Origin of the sequence: Dactylosporangium sp. CA-052675, assembly GCF_050947935.1 — a bacterium.
Taxonomy (GTDB): domain Bacteria; phylum Actinomycetota; class Actinomycetes; order Mycobacteriales; family Micromonosporaceae; genus Dactylosporangium.
The window spans coordinates 2,860,652-2,886,674 of record NZ_CP192010.1 but is presented as its reverse complement, the minus strand read 5'-3'; the positions used below and the strand labels follow the sequence as shown (position 1 = coordinate 2,886,674).

At 75.9% G+C, this 26,023-nt stretch carries 26 protein-coding genes and 1 pseudogene; 12 read left to right on the top strand and 15 right to left on the bottom strand.

Annotated features, from left to right (window positions below):
* Position 1: 1 nt before the first annotated feature.
* The 5 genes from ACQP1P_RS12990 to ACQP1P_RS12970 form a co-directional block, all read right to left on the bottom strand.
* Positions 2 to 1,153 (bottom strand): sialidase family protein, encoded by a 1,152-nt coding sequence (locus ACQP1P_RS12990; protein WP_433086344.1) that lies wholly within the window; start codon positions 1,151 to 1,153, stop codon positions 2 to 4.
* Between the two features lie 112 nt (positions 1,154 to 1,265).
* On the bottom strand, positions 1,266 to 2,279 hold the full coding sequence (locus ACQP1P_RS12985; protein WP_433086342.1) for a Gfo/Idh/MocA family protein: 1,014 nt from the start codon (positions 2,277 to 2,279) through the stop codon (positions 1,266 to 1,268).
* Between the two features lie 28 nt (positions 2,280 to 2,307).
* Positions 2,308 to 3,051 (bottom strand): SDR family NAD(P)-dependent oxidoreductase, encoded by a 744-nt coding sequence (locus tag ACQP1P_RS12980; RefSeq protein WP_433086340.1) that lies wholly within the window; start codon positions 3,049 to 3,051, stop codon positions 2,308 to 2,310.
* Positions 3,048 to 3,800 (bottom strand): MBL fold metallo-hydrolase, encoded by a 753-nt coding sequence (locus tag ACQP1P_RS12975; RefSeq protein WP_433086338.1) that lies wholly within the window; start codon positions 3,798 to 3,800, stop codon positions 3,048 to 3,050. The genes ACQP1P_RS12980 and ACQP1P_RS12975 overlap by 4 nt, the downstream gene beginning before the upstream one ends.
* A complete protein-coding gene (locus ACQP1P_RS12970) occupies positions 3,797 to 4,702 on the bottom strand; it encodes a dihydrodipicolinate synthase family protein (protein WP_433086336.1) in 906 nt (301 codons plus the stop codon). The genes ACQP1P_RS12975 and ACQP1P_RS12970 overlap by 4 nt, the downstream gene beginning before the upstream one ends.
* 166 nt (positions 4,703 to 4,868) lie before the next feature.
* On the opposite strand from ACQP1P_RS12970, the gene ACQP1P_RS12965 reads away from it, so the two are divergent.
* The 12 genes from ACQP1P_RS12965 to ACQP1P_RS12910 all read left to right on the top strand — a co-directional run bounded on the left by ACQP1P_RS12965 (position 4,869) and on the right by ACQP1P_RS12910 (position 17,037).
* Complete coding sequence (locus ACQP1P_RS12965) at positions 4,869 to 5,660, top strand: IclR family transcriptional regulator (RefSeq protein ID WP_433086334.1); 792 nt, start codon at positions 4,869 to 4,871, stop codon at positions 5,658 to 5,660.
* A 192-nt stretch (positions 5,661 to 5,852) separates the two neighbouring features.
* Positions 5,853 to 6,233 carry a RidA family protein gene (locus ACQP1P_RS12960; protein WP_350609367.1) on the top strand — a complete coding sequence of 127 codons (381 nt, stop codon included), beginning with the start codon at positions 5,853 to 5,855 and terminating at the stop codon, positions 6,231 to 6,233.
* A complete protein-coding gene (locus tag ACQP1P_RS12955) occupies positions 6,230 to 7,492 on the top strand; it encodes an aspartate aminotransferase family protein (RefSeq protein WP_433086332.1) in 1,263 nt (420 codons plus the stop codon). The genes ACQP1P_RS12960 and ACQP1P_RS12955 overlap by 4 nt, the downstream gene beginning before the upstream one ends.
* Positions 7,489 to 8,934 carry a M81 family metallopeptidase gene (locus tag ACQP1P_RS12950; RefSeq protein ID WP_433086330.1) on the top strand — a complete coding sequence of 482 codons (1,446 nt, stop codon included), beginning with the start codon at positions 7,489 to 7,491 and terminating at the stop codon, positions 8,932 to 8,934. Before ACQP1P_RS12955 ends, ACQP1P_RS12950 begins: the two co-directional genes overlap by 4 nt.
* Positions 8,931 to 9,989 (top strand): pyridoxal-phosphate dependent enzyme, encoded by a 1,059-nt coding sequence (locus tag ACQP1P_RS12945; RefSeq protein WP_433086328.1) that lies wholly within the window; start codon positions 8,931 to 8,933, stop codon positions 9,987 to 9,989. The genes ACQP1P_RS12950 and ACQP1P_RS12945 overlap by 4 nt, the downstream gene beginning before the upstream one ends.
* Positions 9,986 to 10,753: an SDR family oxidoreductase gene (locus tag ACQP1P_RS12940; RefSeq protein WP_433086326.1), complete on the top strand. Its 768-nt coding sequence runs from the start codon at positions 9,986 to 9,988 to the stop codon at positions 10,751 to 10,753. The genes ACQP1P_RS12945 and ACQP1P_RS12940 overlap by 4 nt, the downstream gene beginning before the upstream one ends.
* Before the next feature lie 54 nt (positions 10,754 to 10,807).
* Complete coding sequence (locus ACQP1P_RS12935) at positions 10,808 to 12,184, top strand: FAD-binding oxidoreductase (RefSeq protein WP_433086324.1); 1,377 nt, start codon at positions 10,808 to 10,810, stop codon at positions 12,182 to 12,184.
* Positions 12,185 to 12,240: 56 nt separating this feature from the next.
* On the top strand, positions 12,241 to 12,999 hold the full coding sequence (locus ACQP1P_RS12930) for an endonuclease/exonuclease/phosphatase family protein (protein WP_433086322.1): 759 nt from the start codon (positions 12,241 to 12,243) through the stop codon (positions 12,997 to 12,999).
* 33 nt (positions 13,000 to 13,032) lie between these two features.
* Complete coding sequence (locus ACQP1P_RS12925) at positions 13,033 to 13,902, top strand: MerR family transcriptional regulator (protein WP_433086320.1); 870 nt, start codon at positions 13,033 to 13,035, stop codon at positions 13,900 to 13,902.
* 198 nt (positions 13,903 to 14,100) lie between these two features.
* Positions 14,101 to 14,337 (top strand): RICIN domain-containing protein, encoded by a 237-nt coding sequence (locus ACQP1P_RS12920; protein WP_433089987.1) that lies wholly within the window; start codon positions 14,101 to 14,103, stop codon positions 14,335 to 14,337.
* A gap of 54 nt (positions 14,338 to 14,391) precedes the next feature.
* A complete protein-coding gene (locus ACQP1P_RS12915; RefSeq protein WP_433089986.1) occupies positions 14,392 to 15,819 on the top strand; it encodes a glycine hydroxymethyltransferase in 1,428 nt (475 codons plus the stop codon).
* A 42-nt stretch (positions 15,820 to 15,861) separates the two neighbouring features.
* Positions 15,862 to 17,037, top strand: a complete 1,176-nt coding sequence (locus ACQP1P_RS12910; protein WP_433086318.1) for a hypothetical protein — start codon at positions 15,862 to 15,864, stop codon at positions 17,035 to 17,037.
* Positions 17,038 to 17,155: 118 nt separating this feature from the next.
* Here the strand turns inward: ACQP1P_RS12910 and ACQP1P_RS12905 are convergent.
* The 10 genes and pseudogenes from ACQP1P_RS12905 to ACQP1P_RS12860 all read right to left on the bottom strand — a co-directional run.
* Positions 17,156 to 17,446, bottom strand: a pseudogene (locus tag ACQP1P_RS12905) (helix-turn-helix domain-containing protein); the annotation flags it as partial.
* Positions 17,447 to 17,467: 21 nt separating this feature from the next.
* Positions 17,468 to 18,904: a hypothetical protein gene (locus tag ACQP1P_RS12900; protein WP_433086316.1), complete on the bottom strand. Its 1,437-nt coding sequence runs from the start codon at positions 18,902 to 18,904 to the stop codon at positions 17,468 to 17,470.
* On the bottom strand, positions 18,901 to 19,890 hold the full coding sequence (locus ACQP1P_RS12895) for a hypothetical protein (protein ID WP_433086314.1): 990 nt from the start codon (positions 19,888 to 19,890) through the stop codon (positions 18,901 to 18,903). The genes ACQP1P_RS12900 and ACQP1P_RS12895 overlap by 4 nt, the downstream gene beginning before the upstream one ends.
* 125 nt (positions 19,891 to 20,015) lie before the next feature.
* The gene (locus ACQP1P_RS12890; RefSeq protein ID WP_433086312.1) at positions 20,016 to 20,501 is read right to left on the bottom strand and encodes a hypothetical protein; all 486 of its coding nucleotides are present in this window, start codon (positions 20,499 to 20,501) and stop codon (positions 20,016 to 20,018) included.
* A 94-nt stretch (positions 20,502 to 20,595) separates the two neighbouring features.
* Positions 20,596 to 22,434 (bottom strand): hypothetical protein, encoded by a 1,839-nt coding sequence (locus tag ACQP1P_RS12885; RefSeq protein ID WP_433086310.1) that lies wholly within the window; start codon positions 22,432 to 22,434, stop codon positions 20,596 to 20,598.
* A 208-nt stretch (positions 22,435 to 22,642) separates the two neighbouring features.
* Positions 22,643 to 23,170, bottom strand: a complete 528-nt coding sequence (gene pyrE, locus ACQP1P_RS12880) for an orotate phosphoribosyltransferase (RefSeq protein WP_433086308.1) — start codon at positions 23,168 to 23,170, stop codon at positions 22,643 to 22,645.
* 181 nt (positions 23,171 to 23,351) lie between these two features.
* Positions 23,352 to 24,161: a response regulator transcription factor gene (locus tag ACQP1P_RS12875; protein WP_433086306.1), complete on the bottom strand. Its 810-nt coding sequence runs from the start codon at positions 24,159 to 24,161 to the stop codon at positions 23,352 to 23,354.
* Positions 24,146 to 25,309 (bottom strand): ATP-binding protein, encoded by a 1,164-nt coding sequence (locus tag ACQP1P_RS12870; protein WP_433086304.1) that lies wholly within the window; start codon positions 25,307 to 25,309, stop codon positions 24,146 to 24,148. Before ACQP1P_RS12870 ends, ACQP1P_RS12875 begins: the two co-directional genes overlap by 16 nt.
* A gap of 201 nt (positions 25,310 to 25,510) precedes the next feature.
* On the bottom strand, positions 25,511 to 25,753 hold the full coding sequence (locus tag ACQP1P_RS12865) for a nickel-binding protein (protein ID WP_433086302.1): 243 nt from the start codon (positions 25,751 to 25,753) through the stop codon (positions 25,511 to 25,513).
* 5 nt (positions 25,754 to 25,758) lie between these two features.
* On the bottom strand, positions 25,759 to 26,010 hold the full coding sequence (locus ACQP1P_RS12860) for a DUF4242 domain-containing protein (protein ID WP_433086300.1): 252 nt from the start codon (positions 26,008 to 26,010) through the stop codon (positions 25,759 to 25,761).
* Between the last annotated feature and the right edge of the window lie 13 nt (positions 26,011 to 26,023).

Here is a 26,023-nt window from a genome sequence, read left to right as displayed (position 1 = left end):
GTCACGGGGTCTGGGCGAGCCGGAGCTGGTTCCACGCGACGTAGCGGCCCCGGTCGGGAGCGAAGCTGTAGAAGATGACCAGGACGTCGCCGCCGGGCAGGTTCGCCATGGCGGGGTAGCCGCACTGGTACTCGGCGGTGTACCGGTACCCGTGCGGGTCGGCCAGCGGGAGCGGGTCGGAGAACGACCGGCCCTCGTCGTGGCTGCGGCGCACCTCGACACCGGGGGTGCCGTCGCCGCCTTCCGGTGCGCACCGGCGGGTGGCCAGCAGCAGGCTGCCGTCCTCGGCCCGGTGCAGCAGGGGGGACATGCCGGTGAAGCCCACGGGGACGTACGGGCTCCACGTCGCGCCGGCGTCCGCGGATTCGGCGCGGTACAGCCGCATCGTGGTGTCGCCGCCGATGCCCTGCTGGCGCACGATCGCGAGCAGGCGCCCGGCGCCGAGGTCGAGCACCGAGGTCTCGTTGAACCCGTCGATCGGGCTGTGCGGCCGGAACGCGGGGTCCGTGGTGACCGAGACGTCGGGGTTGCCGTCGGCGCCGAGCCCGGAGACCTCCGGGGAGGCGTAGGCGCCCGCGAGCCGGGCGTCGGGGTCGAACGCGATCGTCGGGCCGACGCTCCAGGACGCCCCGGCGTCGGTGGAGACCAGCAGCGCCGAGCGCCACCGCTCCGCCGCCGTGCGCTGGCCCCAGATCGGCCACAGCAGCCGGCCGTCGGCCAGCTCGACGATCTCGCCGTAGACGGCCGGGCTGTGGAAGTCCAGGTCGATCGGCTCGCCGCCGGTCCAGCTGCGGCCGCCGTCGCACGAGCGCAGCAGGTGGGCGGAGATGACCCGCCCGGCCACGCCGAGCCCCGGGGTCCAGCGCACGCCGTTGTACGGCAGCAGCACCGTCCCGTCGCGCAGGGTCGTGATGGCGACCGCGTTGAGGATCGCGTCCTGCCCGTCGCCGGGGGTGGCCACGATCTGCGGCGCGGACCAGGTGCGGCCCTCGTCGCCGGAGCGCACCACGCCGACCGTGCCGCCGGGCCAGCCGTCCGGCACGGTCGAGAACGACGCGACGAGCTCGCCGCCGGCGGTGCGCGTGAGCCCCGGGAACATCGCGGGGACCGCGTCGACGACCACGCCAACGCCGGTGATCTGGAACTGCGTCACCCGAGCCTCCACCGTTTCATCTAGTGAATCGCGCGTTTTATTTTTTGGGAATGTAGACCGTGGTGGTATCGGGGTCAAGATCGGAGCGCGGGAGTCATGCGGCACGCGCGTTTCAATCCGGCAACGACAGGTAGTGCCACCGCTGGGTCGCGGCGGCCGCGCGGACGGCCTCGGACGCGGCGAGCGCGGCGACGCCGTCGGCGAGGGTCACCGCGGGCTCGGCCTCGCCCCGCGCGACGGCGACGAGGTGGGCGGCCTGGCGGCCGAGCGCGGCGGCCGGCGGCTCGGGCAGCTCGTGCAGTTCGGTGCGGGTCCCGGTCCGGCCGGCGGTCCGGCTGGCGGTCCGGCTGGCGGCCCGGGTGGCGGTCCGGGTGGTGATCGTGCCGCGGCCGAAGTCGGCGAGCAGGGCACCGCCGGTGCCGAGCACCTGCACGGTCCGGGTGCCGACGGGCTCGAGGTAGTCGAGGTGGAACGTGGCGCGCAGGCCCGAGGCGAACTCCAGCAACCCGTCGACGCAGTTCGGGCGCTCGACGTGCGGCACCGACCCGACCGTGCGCGCCGCCGCGAAGGCGCGCGTGATCGGGCCGAAGCACCAGCGCAGGTAGTCCCACTCGTGGGAGTAGTCGCGGTAGAGGCGGTCGGGCTCGGGGGTGGCGAACCGGTCCACGGCGGCCTCGATGGTGCCGTAGGCGCCCAGCATGACGTGGACCGCGACGGGCTCGCCGACCTCGCCGGCGGCCAGCAGCTGCCGGGTGCGCTGGACGACGAGCCGGTGGCGCAGCACGTACCCCACCAGCGCGGCCGTCCCGGCCCGCCCGACGTGCTCGGCCGCCTCCCGGGCCTCGGCGAGGGTGGCCGCGACCGGCTTCTCGACCAGCAACGGCGCGCCCGCGTCGGCGGCGGCGCGCAGCTGCGGCACGTGGACGTGGTCGGGGCCGGCGATGACCACCGCGGCCGGGCCGGCGTCGAGCAGGTCCGCGTAGTCGGCCACGGCGCGCTCGACCGCCGGGTGCGCCTCGGCCGCGGCGCGCCGGCCGGGATCGGGGTCGAACGCGACGAGCCGGACCCCGGGCAGCTGCGCGAAGGCCGCGAGGTGCTGCCGGCCGATCGATCCGAGCCCGCTCACGCCGATGAGCATCGTGTCGTCCTCCGCATCAGTAGGCCGTCCAGCCGCCGTCGACGACCAGCCCGGTGCCGGTGACGTAGGACGCCTCCGGGGTGCACAGCCAGGCGACGGCGGCGGCGATGTCGGCCGGGTCGCCGCGGCGCCCGAGCGGGGTGCGCCGGTCGAACGGGCCGTCGCCGGGGGCCGAGCCGCCGGGGCGCACCACGATGTCGCCGGGCGCGACGTGCACGGCCCGGATGCCGCGCCCGGCCAGCTCGAAGCCCAGCGCGCGGGTGAGCCCGGCCAGGCCCGCCTTCGCCGCGACGTAGGCGGAGGCGTCGGCCTGCGCGGCGTACGCCGCCACGCTGGTGATGTTGACGATCACGGAGCCGGGGGGCATGTGCGGTACCGCGTCACGGGCACACCGGAAGGGCGCCTTGAGGTTCACGTCGATGACGGCGTCGAGCCGCTCGTCGTCGTAGTCCTCGAACCGCGCGGCGGCGGCGGGGCCGGTGATCCCGGCGTTGTTGACGAGGATGTCGATGCGGCCCCGGTACCGCACCGCCGCGTCGACGAGCGCCCGGCACCCGCGCGCGGTGGCAAGGTCGGCCCCGACCGGCAGCAGCGTGCGCCCCTCGGCCGCCAGCCGCCGCGCCGCGTCCTCGGCCCCGGCCTGGTCGAGCGCGCCGAGCACGACCTGCGCCCCGTCGTCGGCCAGCCGCGCGACGATCCCGGCCCCGATGCCCGTGGCCCCGCCCGTGACGACCGCGATCTTGCCGGCCAGGGCGGTCACGGCAGCAGCCCCGGCGGGAGCGCGCCGCGGTCGAGGTGCCCGACCGCCGCGTCCAGGTGCGTGCGGGCGTCGCGGAGCACCGGGGCGCCGTGGCCGGGCAGCAGCACGTCCGGGGCGAGGTCCCGCACGGCCCGCAGGCCGGCGGCGAGCGCGCCCAGGTCGGTGTCGGGCGTGGCCAGGACCGCGACCCGGCCCCGGGCGAACACGAGGTCGCCGCTGAACAGCGCCCGGGCGCCCGCGTCGCGGTAGGAGAAGCAGGCGTGGCCGGCGGCGTGCCCGGGCGTCGGGTGCACCTCGAGGGTGAGCGCCCCGACGGACAGCCGGGGCGCGTCCAGCGGGTGGACCGGGACCGCGGGCGGGTGCAGATGGGGCGGGTAGACGCCGGCCCGCCGGGCGGTGCGCAGGCCGGACGCGTCCTCGTCGGCGGCCGCGACGATGGCCGCGGCCGGGGCGAGCGCGTGCACGGTCGCGCCGAGCAGCCGGGCCAGCTCGGCGGCCCCGCCGGCGTGGTCGGCGTGGGCGTGGGTGAGCAGGATGCGCGACACCGGCCGCGCGCGCAGCACGGCCCGCACGTTCGCCGCGATCCGGTCGGCGGCCAGGCCGCAGCCGGCGTCGATCAGCACCGCGTCGGTGCCGCCGTCGAGGAGGTACACGTGCGAGTCGTGCGCGTCGGTGAGCCCGAAGCCGAGGGTGCCGCTGCCGACCAGGGTGACCCGCGGCGTGAGCCGGACCGGGGCCGGCCAGCTCACCGCGGCTCCTCGCGGGCCTCGCGCAGCACGGCGCGGACGTGCCCGGCCGCGTCCGTGCCCACCTGGACGAAGGGCGCGCTCAGGGTCGCGGTCTCGATCACGCCGAGCTCGACCAGGGCCGCCTTGAGCGCGCCGATCGCGCCGGCGGTGAAGGAGGCCTCGCCGTGCGGGCCCTCGTAGAGGCGGTGCAGGTACGCCAGCCGGTCCTGCAGCCGTCGCGCCTCGGCCCAGTCGCCCCGCCCGGCGGCGTCGGCCAGCGCCCGGTGCCGGGCGGTGAACACGTTGGCGAGTCCGGGCACGGCGCCGGTGAAGCCGAGCTGGAGCGCGGCGTCGACGCAGGCCTCGGAGCCGGTGAGCAGCCGGACGCCCGGCGTGTCGCGGCCGAGCGCGAGGACCGCCGCCCGATGGCCGCCGAGGTCGCCCGAGCTGTCCTTGACGCCGGCCAGGACGCCCTTCGCGACCAGGTCCGCCAGCAGGGCGGGGCCGACGGGGCTCGGCACGCGCGAGGGCACGTGGTAGGCGATCACCGGGCGGCCGCCCGCCTCGGCCACCGTGGCGAAGTGGGCCGCCAGCTCGACCGGGGCGAGGGGGAACATCGACGGCGGCGGGACCAGCAGGGTGTGCGCGCCCGCGGCGGCGAACCGCGCGGCCAGCTGCGCGGCCTGGCGGGTGTTGAGGGCGGGGACACCGGCCATGACCTCGTGGCCCGTCGCGGCGGCGGTGGCCACGACGGCCTCCTGCTCGTCCGGCAGCAGGTGGCCGCCCTCGCCGGTGGAGCCGAGCACGAGCACGCCGTCGGCGCCCTCGGCGACCACGTGGCGGACGAGCCGGTCCAGGGACGGCAGGTCCGGCGCACCGGCGGGCGTGAGCGGAGTGATCAGGGGCGGGACGACCTCGGGCACTGGGGGCTCCCTTCGGCGCCGGCAATATAGCGACGAGAATGAAACTGCCGTTCTAGCACGTGGTATACCTTCTAGTCGTCCGCGTGGATCATGTCAATGCTCGAAACAGGCTTGGTACACGATGGGCAGCGCACAATGAGCGGACCGTCAACAGGGGAGGCAATCCATGCAAGACGACGACGCCGCAGGCCAGGGCGGCGGGGCGGCGTACTCGATCCGCGCCGTCGACCGGGTGTGCGACCTGCTCGACGCCCTGCAGCAACAGCCGGAGACGGGGATGTCACTGGCCGCGCTGGCGGAGGCGGTGTCGCTGCCGAAGAGCTCCACGCTGCGGTACCTCTCCGCGCTGGAGACCCGCAGCTACGTCGAGCGCGACCTCGAGGACGGCAGCTACCGGCTCGGCCTGGCGTTCCGGCCGCAGCGCTTCGACTACCTCGCCGCCCTGCGCGACGCGGTCCTGCCGCCCCTGGTCAAGCTGCGGGACCGCTTCGAGGAGACGATGAACTTCGCGGTGCTCGACGGCATCGAGGTCGTGCACGTCGAGGTGGTCGAGAGCGAGCGGCGGGTGCGCCTGGCGGCCAGCCGGGGCGAGCGGGCCTGCCTGCACTCGACCGCGACCGGCAAGGTGATGGCCGGGCAGATCCCGGAGGCCCGGCTGCGCGCCATCCTGGAGCAGACCGGCATGCCCGTGTTCACCGCCGACACGATCACGTCGATCGACGTGTTCCTCAACGAGGTCAAGCTCACCGCGGAGCGGGGCTGGGGCCTCGACGACTGCGAGAACCAGCCCGACGGCCGCTGCGTCGCGGTGCCGGTCGACGGCCTCGCGGTGCCGGCGGCGCTGAGCCTCAGCGCGCCCGCGTCGCGGTTCGCCTCGGAGGACGCCCAGCGCATCGCGCACCTGCTCAGGAAGCAGATGACCGCCCTGGCCGACGCGGCCCGGGCCGTGCCCCGCTGACGCCCGCACGGCCGCGCGCCGGGGCGGCGACCGGCGGTCGCGAGCCGCGAAGCGCCAGGCGGGACACGGGAGACGAGATCATCTTTCGCGGGCCGAGGGGTTGACGGGAGGCGGGGCGGGGCGGCAGGGTGTCGAAACGGAACATCAATTGCAGCTAGTGAAACGGTGGTGTTCGTGCGGTACCCAACGCCCGTGACAAGTCCCGCCATCGGTCCCGTGGCCGGGCCCTACAGCCCCGCGGTGCGCGTGGGCGACCTGCTGTTCGTCTCCGGACAGGGGCCGTTCCGGCCCGACGGGTCCATGGCCGGCCCCGCCTTCCGCGACCAGGCCGGCACCGTGCTCGACCACATCGCCGCCCTCGCCGAGGCCGCCGGCACCAGCCTCGCCCACACCGTGCGGCTCGGCTGCTTCCTGAGCACCCTGGACCATTTCGCCGAGTGGAACGCGATCTGCGCCGAGCGCCTCAGCGCCCCGCTGCCGGCCCGCACCACCGTCCCCGTCGCCCTGCCCGGCTTCGACATCGAGGTCGACGCCGTGCTGTGGATCCCGCCCGCCGGCGAGGACGCGCGATGAGCGCCGACCTCGTCAAGCGCGCCGCGGCCGTCCTGCCCGGCGGGGTGAACTCCAACGTCCGGCTCCCCACCGCCCAGACCTTCTTCGCGCGCGGCCACGGCCCGCGGCTGTGGGACGTCGACGGCAAGGAGTACGTCGACTACCTGCTCGGCCAGGGGCCCGCGTTCCTGGGCCACGCGCACCCCGAGGTCAACGCGGCCGTGGCCGAGGCCGTCACGCGCGGCATGGTCTACGGTGCCCAGCACGCCCTGGAGGTCGAGGCGGTCGAGAAGCTCCTCGCCGCGGTGGGCTGGGCCGACATGGCCCGCCTCGGCGTCTCCGGCACTGAGGCGGTGCAGGGCGCGCTGCGGCTGGCCCGCGCCGCGACCGGGCGCCGGAAGGTGATCGGGTTCGCCGGGCAGTACCACGGCTGGCTCGACACGGTGCTCATGGCGCACGGCCCGGACGGCTCCGGCCCCGGCTCGCTCGGCCAGCCCCCGCAGTATCTCGCCGACTGGGTCGTCACCCCGTTCAACGACGCCGAGGCGCTGCGGGCGAGGTTCGAGGCGCACCCGGGCCAGATCGCCGCGGTCATCCTCGAGCCGATGATGTGCAACAGCGGGGCGATCGCGCCGCGGCCGGGCTTCCTCGAGCGGCTGCGGGAGCTGTGCACCGAGCACGGCGCCGTGCTCATCTTCGACGAGGTCGTCACCGGCTTCCGGCTCGCCTTCGGCGGCGCCGCCCAGCGCTTCGGCGTCACCCCGGACCTCGCCATCTACGGCAAGGCGGTGGCCGGCGGCTGGCCGGTCGCGGCCATCGCCGGGCGCCGGGAGCTGCTGGAGCTCTTCGGCGACGGCCGGGTCAACCACTCGGGCACCTTCAACGCCTCGGTCATGGCCGCGGCCGCGGTGTCGGCGACCATGGACGTGCTGGGGCGGGGCACGCCCTACGTCACCGTCGAGGAGCACGGCACCGCGCTCATGACCGGGCTGCGCGCGATCGGCGAGCGCCACGGCGTGCCGCTGCACGTCCAGGGGCTCCCGGCCGCGTTCCACGTGTCCTTCCGGGCCGGGGACCGGCCGGACACCACCGTCGTCGACCACGCCTCGCTGCAGTCGCTGGACCTGGCGCGGTACACCCGCTTCGGCAAGGTCCTCGCCGAGCACGGGATCTGGGTCGCCGGGCGCGGCATCTGGTACGTCTCCGCCGCCCACGGCGAGCAGGAGCTCGCCGACGCCCTGGCCCGCTTCGAGCGCGCCCTGCGCAACGAGGCCGGATGACCCCGCCCCGGGTCGCGGTGCTGGGGCTGTGGCACGAGACCAACACGTACGGGCCCAACCCGGCCGACCTGGCCGCGTTCGAGGCCTTCGAGCTCGTCGACGGCGAGGACGTGCGCCGCCACCACCACGGCGACCGCTCCGTCATCAGCGGCTTCCTGGCCGCGACCGAGCTCGACCCGGTGCCGGTGTACTCCGCCGGCGCCTGGCCCAGCGGCCCCGCCCCGGCCGCGACCCTCGCCACGCTGCTGGACCGGCTCACCGCCGCGCTCGCCGCCGACGCCGCCGAGGCGCCCTTCGCCGGGGTGCTGCTGAACCTGCACGGGGCGATGGTCGCCGAGGGCACCCCGGACGTGGAGGCGCTGCTGCTGCGGCGCGTCCGCGCGGTCGTCGGCGCCGTGCCCGTCGCCGCCGTGCTCGACCTGCACGCCAACCCCTCCCCCGAGTTCGTCGGCGCGTGCCAGGTCGTGCTCGCCTACGACACGTACCCGCACGTCGACATGTGGGAGCGCGGGCGGGAGGCGGCCGCCCTGCTGGCCGAGGTCCTGGGCGGCCGGGCGCTGCGCACGACCCTGGCCAAGGCGCCGCTGCTCACCTGCCCGCTCGCCCAGTCCACCGACGCCGAGCCGATGCGGGGGCTGCTCGAACGCGCCCGCGCGCGGGCCGCGGCGGCCGGGTGCGCCCGGGTCTCGCTGACGCCCGGATTCGCGTACAGCGACGTGGAGCGGGCCGGCATCGGGGTGCTCGTCGTCGCCGACGCGCACCTCGCCGCCGCGGCCGCCCGGGTCGCCAACGAGACGGTCGCCGACGTCGAGGCGCAGGACTTCACGGTGCACCGCCCCGGTGTCGGGGCCGCCGTGCGCGAGGCGCTCGCGACGCCGGGGCCGGTCGTGCTCGCCGACGTGGCCGACAACATCGGCGGCGGGAGCCCCGGCGACGGCACGGCCCTGCTGGCCGAGCTGCTCGCCCAGGGCGCCCCGGACGCGGTGGTCGTCATCGCCGACGCCGAGGTCGCGCGCGTCGCGGCCGGGATCGGCGTGGGCGGGACGATCACCACGGCGCTGGGGGCGAAGGCCGACGCCCGGCACGGCAGCCCCGTGGACGTCACGGCGCGGATCCTCGGCGTCACCGACGGCGCCTACACGACGGCCGGGTCGTGGATGACCGGCCAGACGTTCCAGATGGGCACGACGGTCGTGCTGCAGACCGGCGGCCTGCGGATCGTCGTCACCGAGCGCGCGACCCCGCCGTTTCACCGCGAGCACCTCACGTCGGTCGGCATCGACCCGGCCACCGTGGCGGTCATCGTCGCCAAGGGCGCGGTCGCGTGGCGCTCGGCGTTCCCCGACGCGGCCCACGCGATCGAGGTCGCCACGCCCGGCGTCTGCCCGGTCGACGTGACGGCGCTGCCGCGCACCACGGCCCCGGCCCGGGTCGTCGCGTGAGCGCGCCCGGCATCTGGCGCTTCGCCGACCGGCTGCCCCTGGCCGACCCGCGCCACGCGGTGAGCCTCGGCGAGGGCGGCACCCCGCTGCTCGACGTCACCGACGCGCTCGGCCTGCCGGCCGGCGTCACGGTGCGCGTGAAGGCCGAGCACCTCAACCCGACCGGCTCGTTCAAGGACCGCATCGCCGCCGTCGCCCTGTCGCTGGTGCGCGAGCGGTCGCTGCGCGGCGTCGTGGGCACGTCGTCGGGCAACGGGGGCGCGGCCGCGGCCGCCTACGGGGCCCGGGCCGGCCGGCCGGTCGTCCTGCTCGCCCTGGCCACCGCCCCGCCCGAGAAGCTGGTGCAGATCCGTTCCGCCGGGGCGCGGGTGTACCTCACCGACGGCCTCGGCCACGACCCCCGCACCACGCTGCGGGTGGCGGAGCAGGTGCGGGCCGCCGCCGCGCGCCACGGCTGGCTGGCGCTGCTGACCGGCGGCCGGTACGCCCCGGAGATCATGTACGGCGCCCGCACCATCGCCTACGAGCTGGCCGAGCAGGCGCCGGACGCCACGCACGTCTACGCGCCGATCGGCGGGGGCGGCCTCTACGCCTCCCTGTGGCGCGGCTACCGCGACCTCGGCGGGGCGGTGCCGCGGCTGGTGGCCGTCCAGCCCGCCGGCTGCCCGACGGTCCGCGACGCCCTCGCCGGCGGCCCCGGCGTCCTGCCCCAGCCGAGCACCACCGGCATCTCCGGCCTGCAGGTCGCCACCCTCTTCGACGACGACGTGCCGGCCGCCGTCGCCGGCTCCGGCGGGCACCTCACCGAGGTCACCGACGAGCGGGTCGCGGCCGCGCACGCCCGCCTGGTCCGCCTCGGCGTGTCGGTCGAGCCGGCCGGGGCCACCGCCCTCGCCGGGCTGCTCGACGACGCCGACGCGGGCCGCCTGCCCGCCGGGGCGCGCGTCGTGCTGGTCGCCACCGGCGCCGGCTGGAAGGACGTGCAGGCCCTGTCGTCGCTGGCCGGCTCCGGCCCGCTGCCGCACGGCGCCGATCTGGAGGAGCTGCTCGCATGAGCATCCTGGACATTTTCTCGCTGGCCGGGCGCACGGCGATCGTCACCGGGGGCACCGGCCTCTACGGCACCCCGATCGCCCGCACCCTGGCCGCGGCCGGCGCGCACGTCGTGGTCACCTCGCGCGACCCGGACCGGGCCGACGCGGCCGCCGCGGCGCTGCGGGCCGACGGGCTCGCCGCCTCCGGCCTGGCGCTCGACCTCACCGACCCGGAGTCCATCGCCGGCCTCGGCGGCCTGGACGCCGACGTCCTCGTGAACAACGCCGTGCACCGGCAGGGCGGCGACCTCTTCGGCACCACCGCCGCCGACTGGGACGCGACCTCGGCCGCGAACTCCCGCGGCCTGTTCCTCGCGACCCAGGCCGTGGCCCGGCGGATGGTCGAGCGCGGCTCGGGCGGCGCGATCCTGAACATCGGCTCGATCTACGGCATCACCGGGCCCGACTTCGGCCTGTACGAGGGCACCGCGATGACCATGCCGCTGTTCTACGCCTACGACAAGGCGGGCATGTCCGGGCTGACCCGCCACCTGGCGTGCCAGCTGGGCCCGCACGGCATCCGGGTCAACTGCCTGGCGCCGGGCGGGCTCGCCGACGGCACGCAGCCGGCGTCGTTCGTGCGGCGCTACGAGGCCCGCACACCCCTGGGCCGCCTCGCCCGGGAGCAGGACGTGGCCGGGGCCCTGCTGCTGCTCGTCTCCGACGCCGGCGCCTACATCACGGGCGTGACGCTGCCGGTCGACGGCGGCTTCACCGCCCACTAGCCGCGAACCTCGACGAGCCCGACGCCACCAACGCCGCGATCTTGGAGTCCTGGGATGAAAGACCTGCTCGGCGGCCTCGACGTGATCGAGGACCCGGACGTGCTCGCCGGCCTCTCGCGCGACGAGGCCGCGTGGGCGCCCGCGGGCAAGGCGGTCGCGGCCGTCCGCCCCCGCAGCACCGCCGAGGTGAGCCGGATCGTCGCCGCGTGCGCCGAGCGCGGGGTGCCGATCGTGCCCCGCGGCGCCGGGACCGGCCTGTCGGGCGGGGCCAACGCGGTGGACGGCGGGCTGATCCTGGACCTGTCGAAGATGCACCGGGTGGTGGAGATCGACGCCGAGAACATGGTCGCGGTCGTGCAGCCCGGCGTGGTCAACGACGACCTCAAGCGGGCGGTGGCCGAGCACGGGCTGTGGTACCCGCCCGACCCCGCCAGCGCCCCGTGGTCCACGATCGGCGGGAACGTGTCGACCAACGCGGGCGGGCTGTGCTGCCTCAAGTACGGCGTGACCCGCGACTACATGCTGGGGCTGGAGGCCGTCGTCGGCGGGCCGGCCGGGGACTACGGCACCGTCGTGCGGCTCGGGCGGCGCACGACCAAGGGCGTCAGCGGGTACGACCTCGCCGGGCTCTTCACCGGCTCCGAGGGCACCTTCGGCGTCATCACCGAGGTCACCCTGCGCCTGCGCCCGGCCCGCCGCGAGGCGCCGCGCACCGTGGTCGGCGCGTTCGACTCGGTCGTCGCCGCGGGCGCGGCGGTCGCGGCCGTCACGCGGGCGGGGCTGCTCCCGGCCGCGCTGGAGCTGCTGGACCGCACGTGCCTGCGGGCCGTCGAGGAGTGGAAGCACCTCGGCATCGCGGCCGACGCGGCGGCGCTGCTGCTCGCCCAGATCGACACGCCGGGGCGGGCCGGCGACGAGGAGGCCGGGGCGGTCGCGGGGGTGTTCCGCGACGCCGGGGCGCAGTGGGCGGAGCAGTCGACGGACGAGTTCGAGGCGGAGGCGCTGTTCTCGGCGCGCCGGCTGGCGTATCCGGCGCTGGAGCGGCTCGGCCCGGTGCTCACCGAGGACGTGTGCGTGCCGCGGTCGCGGATGCCGCAGATGCTGACGTCGATCGAGCGGATCGCGGCCCGGCACGGCACCACGATCGCCACGATCGCGCACGCCGGCGACGGCAACCTGCACCCGCTGATCCTGGCCCCGACCGGCGACGACGCGGCGCGGGCCGCGGCCCAGGCGGCGTTCGAGGACATGCTCGCGGCGGCGATCGCGCTGGGCGGTACGGTCACCGGCGAGCACGGCGTCGGGCTGCTCAAGCGCGGCGGGATGCGCCAGGAGCTCTCGCCCGCGGTGCTCGCGATGCAGGAGGCCGTGAAGCGCACCCTGGACCCGCTGAACCTCTTCAATCCCGGCAAGGTCGTGGGCGTACCGTAGCCGCCGGGCCGCTAGCGTGGGGCCCGTGAACCTTGCCCGACGCGACGGGTCGTGACGTGGAACTGCGGCTGCTCACCTTCAACGCGCTGTTCAAGGGCGACGTGCGGCCCCGCATGGAGGCCATCGGGGCGCTGCTGGAGCGCTCGGACTACGACGTCGTGTGCCTCCAGGAGGTCATGGCGCCGGCCATGGCGCGACTGCTCGCGCGGCTGGCGCGGTCGTTCCCGCACCGGCAGTACACCGGCGGAACCCTCGTCAAGGGCGGGCTGGTCCTGCTGTCGCGCCGGCCCATCGCCGAGCGGCGCTTCGTGCGCTATCCGCTCACCCGCCCGCTGCGCCCGGAGCTGCTGATGCGCAAGGGCGTTCAGGTCGCGCTCCTGCACACCGCGGCCGGGCCGTTCGCGGTGCTCAACACGCACCTGTCGGCCAACCGCGACGACGACTGGTCGCCGCGGAACCGCTTCAGCGCCGTGGCCCGCGCGGAGCTGGCGACGCTCGCGGGTGCCCTGGCCGCGATCCCGGCGTCGGTACCGGCCGTGGTCACCGGCGACCTGAACCTGCCCCGCGACGCCGAGGCCCTCGCCCGGTTCCGCGCCGCGGCCGGGCTGCGCGACGCCATGGCCGGCGACGAGCGCCCGACCTACCGGCCCACGCCGCAGTGGCCCGACCCGCCCGCGTTCGACCACGTGCTGCTGCGCGGCCCGGTCAGCGCCTCCTGCGAGCTGGTCCTCACCGACGACGCGATCACGCTGCCGGACGGCCGCTCGGTGTACCTCTCCGACCACTACGGGGTGGCGGCGAGCCTGCGCGTTTGACCTTCACCCGGGGTCAAGGCGCATGGTTTCGGGGTGGACACGGGCGACCTGCTGAGCATCGGGGTCTTCGCGCGGCGCAGCTGGCTCTCGCCGCGGGCGCTGCGGCTGTACGAGCGGCAGGGCCTCCTGGTGCCGGCGCTGGTCGACGAGCGGACGGGGTACCGCTGGTACCGCCCCGAGCAGCTCGGCACCGCCCGGCTGGTGGCGCGCCTGCGCCGGCTCGACATGCCGCTGGCGCGCATCACCGCGATCGTGGCGGCGGCCGCGACCGGGAACTCGACCGGGAACTCGGTCGGGAGCCCGGTCGGGAGCCCGGCCGAGGCCGTCGCGCTCCTCGACGCGTTCTGGACCGACGAGGAGTACCGGGCCGCGGCCCGGCGCGAGCTCGTGAACCACCTGCGTATCCGGTTACTCGGCGAGGAAGGGGATCTGTCGATGTACGACATCCAGGTGCGGGACGTGCCCGAGCAGCTGGTCCTGACGGAGCAGCGGCACGTCCGCGTGCAGGAGCTGCCCGCGTGGATCGACGAGGGCGTCGGGCGGCTGCTGAAGGCGGCCGCCGGCCACGGCGACGGCATGGCGGGGCCGTGCTTCATCATCTACCACGGCGCGGTGAACGAGGACTCCGACGGGCCGGTCGAGATCTGCCTGCCCATCGCGCCCGGCGGCGGCGCGGTCGAGGCCGCGACGCGGGTCGAGCCCGCGCACCGGGAGGCGTACACCCGCATCACGAAGGCGCAGGTCGCCTTCCCGCAGATCCTCTCCGCCTACGACGCCGTGCAGGCGTGGACCGAGCGGGAGGGCGCGGTCCCGCTCGGCTCCCCGCGCGAGGTCTACTTCGCCGACTTCATGGCCGCCGGCCCCGGCGACCTGTGCTGCGACATCGCCCAGCCGATCGAGTAGCCGCCGCTGGTCGGTGATCGGTGCATCGCGTCGACCCGTCGAACCCGTCGAGGGTGACCGGCGCCGGGTCGCTCGCGGCGATGACGGGGCGGTCCGCGGCGGCGACGCCAGCGAGGGACGCCTCGATCGTGCCCGGCTCCGCGAGGTCGACGGCGACGCCCCGCCCGTCGGGCCCGGGCCGCGCGGCGGCCGACTTTCCTGGACGCGGTCAACTGCGGCCTGGCCCTGGGCACCGCCACGAACCTGTGGCAGTCGCTGGGCAACACGTGCCAGCAGCGGGCCGTCGTCCCGGCGGGCAACGGCCGCTACGAGCTGGTGGTCGACAACAGCGGCATGGTGCTCGACGAGCAGAACTGCGGCACCGCGAACGGCACCAAGGTCCAGATGTGGATGTGGCTGAACACCACCTGCCAGCTCTGGTCCTTCTCCTCGTAATACCTGATCCGGGGCGGTCGGTACGATGGAGCTGACCGCCCCGGTGCCCCGCTCATTGGAGTTTTCTTGAACGCCGAGTCGACTGCATTCCGTGCCGCGTTGCAGACCGTCCGCGCCGTCGAGCCGCGTATCGCCGATGCGATCGCGAAGGAGCTCGCCGACCAGCGCGAGTCGCTGAAGCTGATCGCGAGCGAGAACTACGCCTCGCCCGCGGTCCTGCTCGCCATGGGCAACTGGCTGTCGGACAAGTACGCGGAAGGCACCATCGGCCGGCGCTTCTACGCCGGCTGCCAGAACGTCGACACGGTCGAGGCCGTGGCCGTCGAACACGCCAAGGCCCTGTTCGACGCCCCCTACGCCTACGTCCAGCCGCACTCGGGCATCGACGCCAACCTGGTCGCCTACTGGGCCATCCTCGCCGACCGGGTCGAGGTGCCCACCCTGGCGAAGTTCGGCAAGCGGCAGGTCAACGACCTCACCGACGCCGAGTGGGCGCAGCTTCGGGCCGCGTTCGGCAACCAGCGGATGCTCGGCATGTCCCTCGACGCCGGCGGCCACCTCACCCACGGCTTCCGGCCGAACATCTCCGGCAAGATGTTCGACCAGCGCAGCTACGGCGTCGACCCGGCCACCGGCCTGATCGACTACGCCGCCCTGCGCGAGACCGCCCGCGCGTTCAAGCCCCTCGTCATCGTCGGGGGTTACTCGGCGTACCCGCGGAAGGTCAACTTCGCCACCCTCCGCGAGATCGCCGACGAGGTCGGCGCCACCCTGATGGTCGACATGGCGCACTTCGCCGGCCTCGTCGCCGGGAAGGTCTTCACCGGCGACTTCAACCCGGTCCCGCACGCCCACATCGTCACCACGACCACGCACAAGAGCCTCCGCGGCCCCCGCGGCGGCGCCGTGCTGGCCCAGCCGGAGCTGGCCGACCAGGTCGACCGCGGCTGCCCGATGGTCCTGGGCGGCCCGCTGTCGCACGTCATGGCCGCGAAGGCGATCGCGTTCGCCGAGGCCCGCCGCCCCGAGTTCGCCACCTACGCGCAGCAGATCGTGACGAACTCCCAGGCCCTCGCCGAGGGGCTGACGCGGCGCGGGGTGCGGCTCGTCTCCGGCGGCACCGACAACCACCTCGTGCTCATCGACGTCCACCCGTTCGGGCTCACCGGCCGCCAGGCCGAGCAGGCCCTGCTCGACTCCGGCGTGGTCACCAACCGCAACGCCATCCCCAGCGACCCGAACGGCGCCTGGTACACCTCCGGCATCCGCATCGGCACCCCGGCGCTGACCAGCCGGGGCCTGGGCGCGGCCGAGATGGACCAGATCGCCGAGCTCATCCACACCGTGCTCGCCGGCACCTCCCCCGCCGAGGGCTCCAAGGCCAAGTACCAGCTCGACCCCGCCCTCGCCGACCGCGTGAGCAAGCAGGCCACGGAGCTGCTGGCCCCGTTCCCGCTCTACCCGAGCGTCGACCTGGGCTGAACGGGCCTGCGCTGAACCGGCCGTCTGCGGCACCATCTACGCATGTTCGGGATGGTGCCGCGAACGGCCGCCGCGTCGGTGCCGGACCTGCTGCGGCTCATGACGTCCCCGCGCCGCCGGCGGGCCGCGGCGGCGACGGCGACGCTGGCCGGCCTGTGGCGCGCCGACCCGGAGCCGGTCTGGCACGCCATCTGGGCCGAGTCCCCGCTGCCGCCCGCCGCGCTCGACTTCCTCCTGGCCCCCGACGACGCCGCGCCCGCCCGGCTGCTGACCGGCCTGTCCGTCGCCGCCGCCCCGGCCCCGGCCGAGCTCGTCACGCGCCCCGAGCTGGCCGCCTTCCTGCGCGAGACCGACGACCCGGCCCTCGTCGAGGCGCTGCTGCGCCACGGCGCCGACACGCTCGACGTCGACCTGGCCCTGGCCAACCCGCACGCGGCCCGCGCCGCCGCCGAGGGCCCGCCCGACCGGGCGGTACTGCTCGTCCTCGCCGGCCGCCCGCACGACATCGACCCGCAGCGCCTCCTCGACACCCTGCTGCACCCGTGGCCGCCGCCGGTGCGGGCCGCGTGCGACAGCGTCCTGGCCTCGCTCCCGCCCGGCCCGGCGCGCGAGGCCCTGTGCGAGCGCGCCGTGGACGAGGACCCGGCCGCCCTCGCCGCCGTCGTCGCCACCGGCCTGCGCCCGCAACACCCCGACGAGGCCGCCTTCTTCCTCCTGGCGACCCGGCAGTGGCAGGAGTTCACGGCGGTCGACCCGCAGGGGCGCCGGTTGTACGCGTACTGCCACGCGACCGCCTTCGCCCGCCCCGACCGCGCCCGGCGAACCGTCGACGTCCTGCTGCGCCTGGACCAGCACGCCCCGGCCGCGGCCCGCACCGCCGCGACGGAGGCCCTGCACCAGGCGAAGGCGCAGGCGCGCGAGTACCTGTGCACCCTCGCGGTCCACGGCGACCCGGACGCGACCCGGATCGTGACGGCGGCCGGCCACACCCCGAAGGACCGCCGCCACGTCCCGGCCTTCCTGTTCCTGACCGGCCAGTGGCAGCGCTACGACGCCACCGACCCGGACGGCTCCCGCCTGCGCGCGTACACCGGCCGCCTGCCGGCGTGGGACACGGCCCGCGACCGCCTGCGCGCCGCGGCCCGGCGAGCGGGCCGCCCCGCCCCGTGCGACGCCCCGGTCCCCTGGGTGGAGCCCGCCCCGCCGCCGGTGCGGTGATGCGCCCGCGCAGTGGCCGGCCGGTTGCGCGGCGGCGATCGGCTCCAGCCCCGCGATCAGCTCGTCGAGCCCGTCCGCGCTGAGCACGTCGTAGGCCGGGCGCCGCCGGCTCGTCGGTGACGGCCTCGATCCGCTCCCTCGGCTGCCGGCCGGCGTCGGTGAACCCGCCCGCGGCGTCTACGAGGCCACGGCCGCGCAGCCCGTCGACGACCGCGGCCAGCGGCGCCGCGGGCCGGTGGTGAACCCGGTCGAACTCCTCCGGCCGCCGGCCGAGGGCCAGCGCGCAGAGGACGTGGGACTCGGTGCCGCCGATGCCGCGGGCGACGAGGGCGGCGTTGTGGCCGTCCCCGCGATACTCCCGCAGCAGCGTCGCCGCGTGCCAGAGCCTGGCCACCGGCTCCTCGGCCATGTCCGGCGGCGTCGTCGGCGGTCAGGAGACCCGAGGGCGAACCGGGGCCGGTGCCGGTCTCGGGGCGCGGGCGGCGAGGACGACGGCCGCGGTGAAGGCGAGCGCGGCCAGGCCCCACCACGCGAAGGGCCACGGCGCCGCGGCGCGGGTCTGCCAGGCCGGTAGCAGCGCCGTGAGCGACCAGCCCGTCCAGTCGTCCAGCACCCGCAGCGGCACCAGGTAGCCGAAGTCCGCGGAGAAGCCGTTGCTCGGGCTGAAGCGGCACAGCGTGTCCAGGCCGACGCTGACGAGCACGCACACGATCGCCCAGGTCGTGGTCGTCCAGTGGGCGGCGCGGTGCAGGGCGTACGCGATCGGGAAGGCGAACATGGGCAGCACCGCGGCCCACAGGCGCGCCGGTGGGGCCCAGCCGCCCCACCAGCCCGGCGAGGTCAGCAGGATCAGGCAGTACGGGCCGATGATCGCGAGCAGCCGCAGGTGCAGCCGGCGGTGCTCGCCCGCGCAGCCGAGGATCAGGCCCGGGATCGCGAAGAGCAGGATCGGGTAGGAGAACAGCACGCCGTGCTCCTGGTCGAGCAGCACGCCGACGAGGTTGGTGGCCGGGTCGGCCCCGAAGAGCAGCGACGTGTCGCCGGCCTGGTTGATCGACGGGTTCAGGCTGTGCCAGACGAGCCACAGGTAGGTGAACAGGCCCGCGGTCAGCGCGCCCAGCGGTGCCAGGAGGGCGGCCCAGCGCCGGGCGCCGTCGCCGCGGATTCGCCAGGCCAGCAGGAGGACGAGCGGCACCTCCAGCGGGATGAAGCGGCTGTGCACCCAGGGCAGCGTGCCGAGCGCGGCCGAGGCGAGGACGAGATCGCGGCCGCGCGGGGTCTGCTTCGTCAGGACGCGGAATCCGTACAGCACCGCCAGCGCCGCCAGCGGCTCCACGAACGCCTTGGCGGTGTAGGTCAGCACGGTCGAGCCGAGCCCGATGCCCAGGCCGGTGAGCGACGCGACGGGCCGGCCGAGGCCGAGCCCGCGCACGAGCCAGAAGACGTTCGCGACGGTCAGCAGCGACACCGCGACCATGAACAGCAGCACGCCGAGGCGGCCGCCGAGCAGGTACGGCACGTGCCACAGCAGCGGCCCGCCGATCCCGTGCCACGGCAGCGTCCCGTGCGGCGCGGCGGCCAGGTGCGCGTCGAGCGGGCCGGGGTGGAACGCCTTGAACTCCCAGTTGTCGTAGACGCGCTTGACGTGGATCGACCCGTAGCGCCGCAGCGACTCGTTGATGACCAGATAGTGCGGCTCGTCGCCGTCGGGGATGCGGGTGTACCGATGGACGAGGGCCGAGATCGTCATCGGCACGGCGCAGAGCGCGAGCAGCCCGCTCAGCGCCCGCCGGTCGCCGGTGCACCGTCCCGGCGGCGGCCCGGGCTCGGCGAGGACCGGCTCGGCGAGGGCGGCTTGCGTCGTCACGGCGGCATGCTACCGCCCGGGCCGTCGCGCCGCGGCCCGCCGCTGGTGCCGTGCAGCGCCACGGCGGCGACGGCGTCGGCGAGCCCGGCGGCCGGCCAGGCGACGAGCAGCGTGAGGGTGTCGCCGGCGGGTGCGGGTACGGCGAACTCGGCCCGCGACTGCAACGCCGTCGCGCCGCCCGACGACGACACCGCGTAGGGCCGGACCCGGGTCGCCGCGTGGCCGTCGAGGGTCGCGAGGGACGCGCCGGTCTCCAGGTGCGCCTCGCGCGGCGGGACGTCGGCGGCGGTGGCGGCCCGCGCCCGTTCGCCGTGGGCGATGCTCACGATCTCCAGGGACAGCACCCCGGCGACGGCCGTCAGCCGGGTCAGGACCACGGCGGCGTCCTCGGCGCGGTGCAGGACCCGCGGCTCGGCGACGATCCGGCCCACCTCGACGCGCGGCTCGCCGAGCAGCGTCTCGTCCGCGCGGTGGTGCAGCGGCGACGGGGGGACCGCGGTGTCCACCGGGGCGTCCCAGATCGACACCGTGCCGCGCTCGACCGTCGCGCGGTCCGGCAGCGCGAGGTCCACGACGGTTTCGGGGAAGCCGATCTCGGGCCAGGCGAGGGCGACGGACACGTGCGAGTACCGCGGCGGAAACTGCAGCCGGGTGCGCAGGCGGAACCCGTCGTAGTCGCCCCCGGCCTCCCACGAGCCGAACTCCCAGTGGGCCCGGCCGGTGTCGTCGAGCCAGCCCACGCGCAGGTCGATGCCCTCGTCGAACGCGGGCAGCAGGCGCCTCGGGGCCGGCGGCGGGCCGGTGCGCCCGGCGCGGATGCCGGCCTGGCGCTGCCGGGCGCCGCGCCGGTCGATCGGGCGGCGGGCGAGCAGTTCGAGCTGCAGGCCGGTCGGCCGGGAGATCGCGCGGACCACGCCGACGGTCAGCTCGGGGTGCTCGACGATCAGGCCGCCGCGGTGCGCGAGCACGCCCAGGGTCTCGAGCATCGACATACGTCAGCCTAACGCCCGGGCCCGCGGCGAGCGGACCCGGGCACCCCCGGTGGCTACGGCGCCTTGATCGGGATGCGGGTCCAGCGCAGCCCGTATGCGGGGGCCGCGCGCCGGCGGGGTCAGGGCGCGACGTAGGTGACCGCCCGCCCGCAGTAGCTCGGCGGCAGCGTGACGACGGGGTTGCGGCAGACCTGCACCGTGATCCGGTCGATCCCCTTGTCCGCCGAGGCGCCGCCCAGCACGAACGAGAACGACACCGTGCCGTTGTCGGCGGTGCGGCTCTGCCTCGCGACCTCGCTCGTCCCGAGGTAGGCGACGAACGTGACGGTGCTGCTGTACCCGTCGTCGCGGCACACCGGCCCCGCGTCGATCGGCAGCGGCCGGTCCGCGACCTTCCCGGACACGCCGACGCCGGGCGCGGGCAGCGGCGAGACCGGCCCCTGCGGCCAGCTGAACGTGCCGCTGCTGGAGCCGTAGCGGCAGCTGTCCCCGGAGTCGGCGGCGAAGGCCTGGCTGACCACGGCGGCGTGCGCGGCGGCGGGAACCCCGACGACCGCGGCCGTGGCGGCGGCCGCGAGCAGCGTGGCGGAGCGAGCTCTGATCATCACCGAGTCCTCTCGGGAGGCGGGAAGCAGCCAACGCCTCACATATTGAGACTCATCACTCTCGATCGCAAGCACGCCCGGGCGGCACCTCGGCTTACTCCGCGGCCGGCTCGGGGAAGTACTTGCCGCGGTTGCGGCGGTACGCGCGCACGATCGCCGCGGTGCAGCCGATGGTGCCGCCGACGAGCAGGACCACGCCGACCATGGTGCTCGCGAACGAGGTGCCCGTCACGCTCGTCCTCGGGCCCGGCGCCTTCAGCCGCATGGCGTCGACGGCCAGGTCCGGCCGGCCCGCGGCGGCCGGTGGGGCGTCGTCCCCCGGTGCGTCCGCGACCGGCGGCGGGGCCGGCGTCGTCGCGGTGCTCGCCGGCTGGGTGGCGGCCGGCGGTACGGCCTTGCCGGTCTGGACCGGGTGCGCCGGCTGCGTGGTCGTGCGCACCGGCTGCGGCGGTTGGGTGGTCCGGACCGCCGTCTGCGGCGGCTCGGTCGTCGCGGGCGCCGACGCCCGGCCGTGCTCGGGCTGCCGTGCGGCCGCCGCGGGCCGGGTGGTGGCGGGGGCCGGCGACGAGGCGGAGGCCGGCGGCGAGGCAGAGGCCGGCGGGGAGGCAGAGGCCGGCGGGGAGGCGGAGGGCCGGGACAGCCCGGCGAAGCGGGCGCTCACCACGACGCCCTTCGCGTCGGTGGTCACCGCGACCGGGTTCTTCGTGTGCAGCAGCCGCGGGCAGTCCAGCGCGTCGTACGCGCCGCGGAAGCGCTGGGCCAGGAACGTGAAGAGGCTGTTGGCCGCCGCCGGGTCCGGGGACGCGGCCCGGACGGTCAGGCTGCGGTCGAGCTCGATGCGGTCGGTGCCGACCCGCAGCAGGTCGGCGCAGTAGGCCCCGGGCGTCTCGGCCGCGGCGTCGACGGCGGGCTGGCCGACGCCGGCGCGGTACAGGTCGGTCTTGGCGACGCTCGCCTTGCCGGCGACCTTCGTCATCGGGTCCGAGGTCGGCACCAGCGCCACCGGGGCGGCCTGGTGCGCGGCGGCCTGCAGCTCGTTCAGGGCGAGCGACGTGGCCGGGGCGCCGGCGTCGGCGAGGTCCGGCGCACGGTACGGCGTGCACCCCAGCGCCGGGAAGACGTGCGCGTCGAGCAGGGCGTTGTCGCTGCCGTTGACCGCGACCCGGGCGCCGCGGCGGGCCAGGGCGGCGCGGTTCGCCGCGGTGTTCTGCGCGGTCGTGCCGTCGGCGAGCACCAGGTAGGTGGTGGTGACGTTGTCGCTCTGGTCCATGTCGACCAGGCCGAAGTCGCGCGTCGACGGGCACGGGCGGCCGTCGGCGGCGGTGCCGAGCGCCGGCACCTTGAGCCGGCCGGCGGCGATCGCGGTGCTTGCCGCGGTGAACAGGGCGGGGGCGTTGCAGTACGCGAACTGGCCGAAGATCGAGTCCCGCGCGCCGTTGACGCACCGGCCGGCCGCGAGGCTGCCGTGGTCGCCGGCGAGGCGCAGCTGGTCGCCGTTGAAGCCGAACCACAGGCCCACGACCGCGCCGGCGGGCAGCTTCGGCGGGGCCGGCGGCACGGCGGGGCGGGCGCCGGCGTCGACGACCAGCGGGTTGTAGACCGACACAGCGCCGGTCGCCGGGTCGACGATCGTGGCCTGGACGAAGGCGGCCGAGCCGGCGTCGGCCTCGTGGCAGGGGGCCTGGAGGCGGTACGGGGTCGCCAGGCCCCTCGCGCTCAGCGGGTCGGCCGGCACGGTGAGCGTGCACGCGACCTCGGGCGCGTCCTGGCCGGCGAGGGCGGCCTGGGACGTGAGCGCGATGCCACCCACGGCGGCGATCAGCGCGGGGACGCCGATGCTCAGCAGCGGCCGGCCCAGCCACCGGCGACGACCGGTGGGCTCGGACCCCGGGCTGCGATGACCCGGCCGGCCGGCCGGGCGTTGGTCGGACACGCCGCGCTCCTTGTCCTGGCGGAGCACGGGCCTCGGCGTGGCCGGGTCCCGTGCGGCAACCTCGACGGCTACGGCCCCGACCGTACTGCCGGGTCAGGGGCCCGGACGGCCGGTGAAGGAAGGCATAACGGGAATTTGCATTCCACTAAAAGGAGGCGTCAGGCGATGGCGCTCCGCACGGCGAGGCAGGCGCCGCGCCCGCCGGGGATCACCCCGCCCGGACCGCCGCCTCCAGATCGGCCCGGGTGAGCGCGGGCCGCAGCTGCAGGTCCTCGGCGGCGAGGTTGGCCCGGCCGCCCTGCTCGCGGTCGATCGCGCAGACGACCGCGACAATCTCGGCGCCCTCGGCCCGCAGCGCCCGGCACGAGGCCAGCAGCGCGCCGCCGGTGGTCACCACGTCCTCGATCACCGCGATCCGGCGGCCGGCGACGGGGACGCCCTCGGCCGCCTTCTGCGTGCCGTACGCCTTCGCCTCCTTGCGCACGAAGACCGTCGGCAACCCGGTGAGCTGCGACATCACGGTCGCGATGGGGATGCCGCCCATCTCCATCCCGGCGAGGGCGTCGCACTCGGGCAGCAGCGCGACCATCGCCTCGGCGACCTCGCGCAGCAGGGCGGGCTCGGCCTCGAACAGGTACTTGTCGAAGTACTCGCCGCTCACCTGCCCCGAACGCAGGCGGAAGGAGCCGGTGAGGTGGCAGGTCTCGTACACGCGGCGGGCGAGTGGGCTGGTCATGCGACCAGTGTCGCGTACGCCGTGTCCGGGGGTTCCCGCCGCACCCCGCGGACCGGCCCGGCGGGTCACGGGCGAGCCGGACCGGGCGGTGGTCACACCCCCCGCGCGACCACCGCGCCGTGTCCTCGATTCTCCCGGTTCGGGGGGAGGGGTCGCACTCCCCAGTCCTGGTGAGCGGGGGTCAGCAGAGGTTCAGCTCCCGGGCCCAGAGCTGGGCGGCCGTGCGCTGGGGCAGGTTCGGCGGGGCCTCGGGGTGCACGAGGTGGTACTTGCGGCGGATCGAGCGCAGGTGGGTGTTCGCGGTGTCGATCGAGACGAACAGGCGCCGGGCCGCGGCCGCCGTCGACAGGTGCTCGCAGCCGACGAGCCGCACCACCTCCAGCTCGCGCGGGGTCAGCTGGTGCTGCTGGCGCCGGGCCACGGCCGCGGCGAAGATCCGCGCCACGGCCTCCCGGGCCTGCCCGAGGGTGAGCCCGCCGCCCCGCGCGGCGCGCTCGAGCGGCTCGCCCTGCACGAACGCGCGCAGCACCCGCAGGTCACCGGCGTCCAGCTCGGCGCCGGACGGCAGGGGGCGGCGGCGCAGGTCGGCGTAGAACATCGCGGCGAGGGCCGCGGACAGATGCAGCCCGTCGGCGTCGACGGCGCACACGGCGGCGACGAGGCCGGCCGCGTCCTCGGACTTCTCCACGTAGCCGGCGGCCCCGGCGGCGATGGCGTCCAGCGTCTGCTCCTCGGGCGCGTACCCGGAGATGAGCAGCACCCGCCACCGGTGCGCGACCAGCGCCTTGACCGCCTCCGCGCCCGACAGCCCGGTCTCGAGGATCACGTCGCAGACGGCGAGGCCCGGCGGCCCGGACGCGAGGCACGCCGCGACGCTCGTCGCGAGGGGCCGCAGGGTGAAGCCGTGCCCGGCCAGCAGCGGGGTGAGCACGGTGACGAGGGGGCCGGCGACCAGGCGGTGGTCGTCGACCACGACTACGGGGCCGGCCACCGCAGCACCACCTTGGTCCCCTGGCCGGGGGCCGAGCTGACGTCCCAGCCGGCGCCGGCCGCGGTGACGGCCGGCAGCGACGAGGTGTAGCCGCGCCCGCGCGGGGTGCTGCCGGGGTCGAAGCCGGCGCCGCTGTCGAGCACCGAGATCTCCACCCCGTCCGCGGTCGCCTCGGCGAAGAGGACGACCTCGGCGTCGGGGCCGGCGTACTTCAGCGCGTTCGCGAGGGCCTCGTGCGCGGCGGAGAGCAGGGCGGCGGCGACCTCGGGCGGGGGCTCCTCGTGGACGTACACCCGCGGGAACAGCAGCAGCCCGAGGTCGGCGAAGGTGGCCGCGAGCTCGAAGACGCGGGCCTCGAAGCCCTCGGCGGGCGCGTCGGCGGACAGCAGCGCCCGGGCCCGGATCGCGCCCCGGCGCGCGGCCCGGCGGGTGTCGCGCCCGACGCGCTCGTCCAGGGCGATCCCGTCGAAGATCGGCAGCACGCCGTCGTGCAGGGAGCGCCGGAAGCCCTCCCGGTGCAGGGCGAGGTCGAGGCGGCGGGCATGGGCCACGGCCGCGGCCGTCTGCGCCGCCATGCCGCGCATGAGGGTCGCGACGGCCAGTCCGGCGACGTACCAGACCACGAACCCGAGCAGGTCCGAGCCCAGCTTCTGGGAGACGTCGGGCCAGACCGAGGCCGCCCAGGTCGCGCCGAGCAGCGCGACGGCCGCGGCCGCCCGCCACCGCAGCCCGACGGCGAAGGCGAGCACGACGGGGCTGACCAGGCTGACCGGGACGAGCTCGGTGAGCACGGCGTTGCGCTGCTCGGTCGGGGCGGCCCGGGAGCCGGCGGCCATGAGCGCGACGCAGAACGCCACGTCGGCGAAGGCCAGGAGCTGGTCGTCGCGCAGCCCCTCGTTGCGGCGGACGCGGCGCAGGACGAACAGGGCCCAGGCGGCCACGGCGAGCAGGGCCAGCAGTACGATCCAGGGTCTCGGGAGGTTGCCCCACCGCACCAGCGGCACGGCCAGGAACGGCACCGTCGCCAGCCGGACGTAGGCGACCATGCGGGCCAGGCGCTGCTCGTTGGCGCGGACGATCTCCTCGCCGGAATCGTCCGGGATCCGCGACCAGTCCAGCGCCGCCCGCGCCCGCTCCGTCAACCCCATCGACGCCTATCGTGCCCGGCTTCGCCATCGGCGGGCATCGGCGCGTCGGCCCATCCATTCCGTGTCCGGCCGGCGTCCACGCCGTGTCCGGCCGTGTCACCAGGGGGCCTCCCAGGGCGGACCTCTCGGTGACACGGCCGGCGCGCCCCCGCCCCCTCGGCGTGCCCCCAGTGCGGCACAGGCGGGAGAGGTGCAACGACATTATTGCGGCAACTCGTACACATCGGTGGCCGGATGTCCCGCGCGTTCGTGCACGCGCAGGACGGCCTCCCGGTCCGGCCCGTGGACCAGCCGGAACACCAGACCGGAGGTGCGGTCCAGCCAGTGCCGGCCGAAGCGGACCCCCTCGGCGGCCGCGTGCTCGCGGTCGGCGTCCAGCGCCACGGCCAGCTCCCGCGGGGTGACGTCCGCGTAGCCGGCGTGCACGTCCATGAACGTCGGCATCGACGTCAGGAGCCTTCCTGGACCTGGTAGATCTCGCCGGCGACGAGCCCGTGGGCCTCGCGGTGCACGGCCGCGGCCGCCTCGGCCGTCGGCGCCTCGGCGAGGCAGAAGATCTTGCCGTGCGCCTCGTCGACCCAGTAGCGCAGGTAGCTCACGTCGTAGCGGCCCTGCGTGCGCAGGTCGGCGATGTGCGCCTTGGCGACGTCGTCGACGGACACGCCGCCCTCGATGCTGTGGACGTCCATGTACAGCGGCATTGCCAGTGCCTCC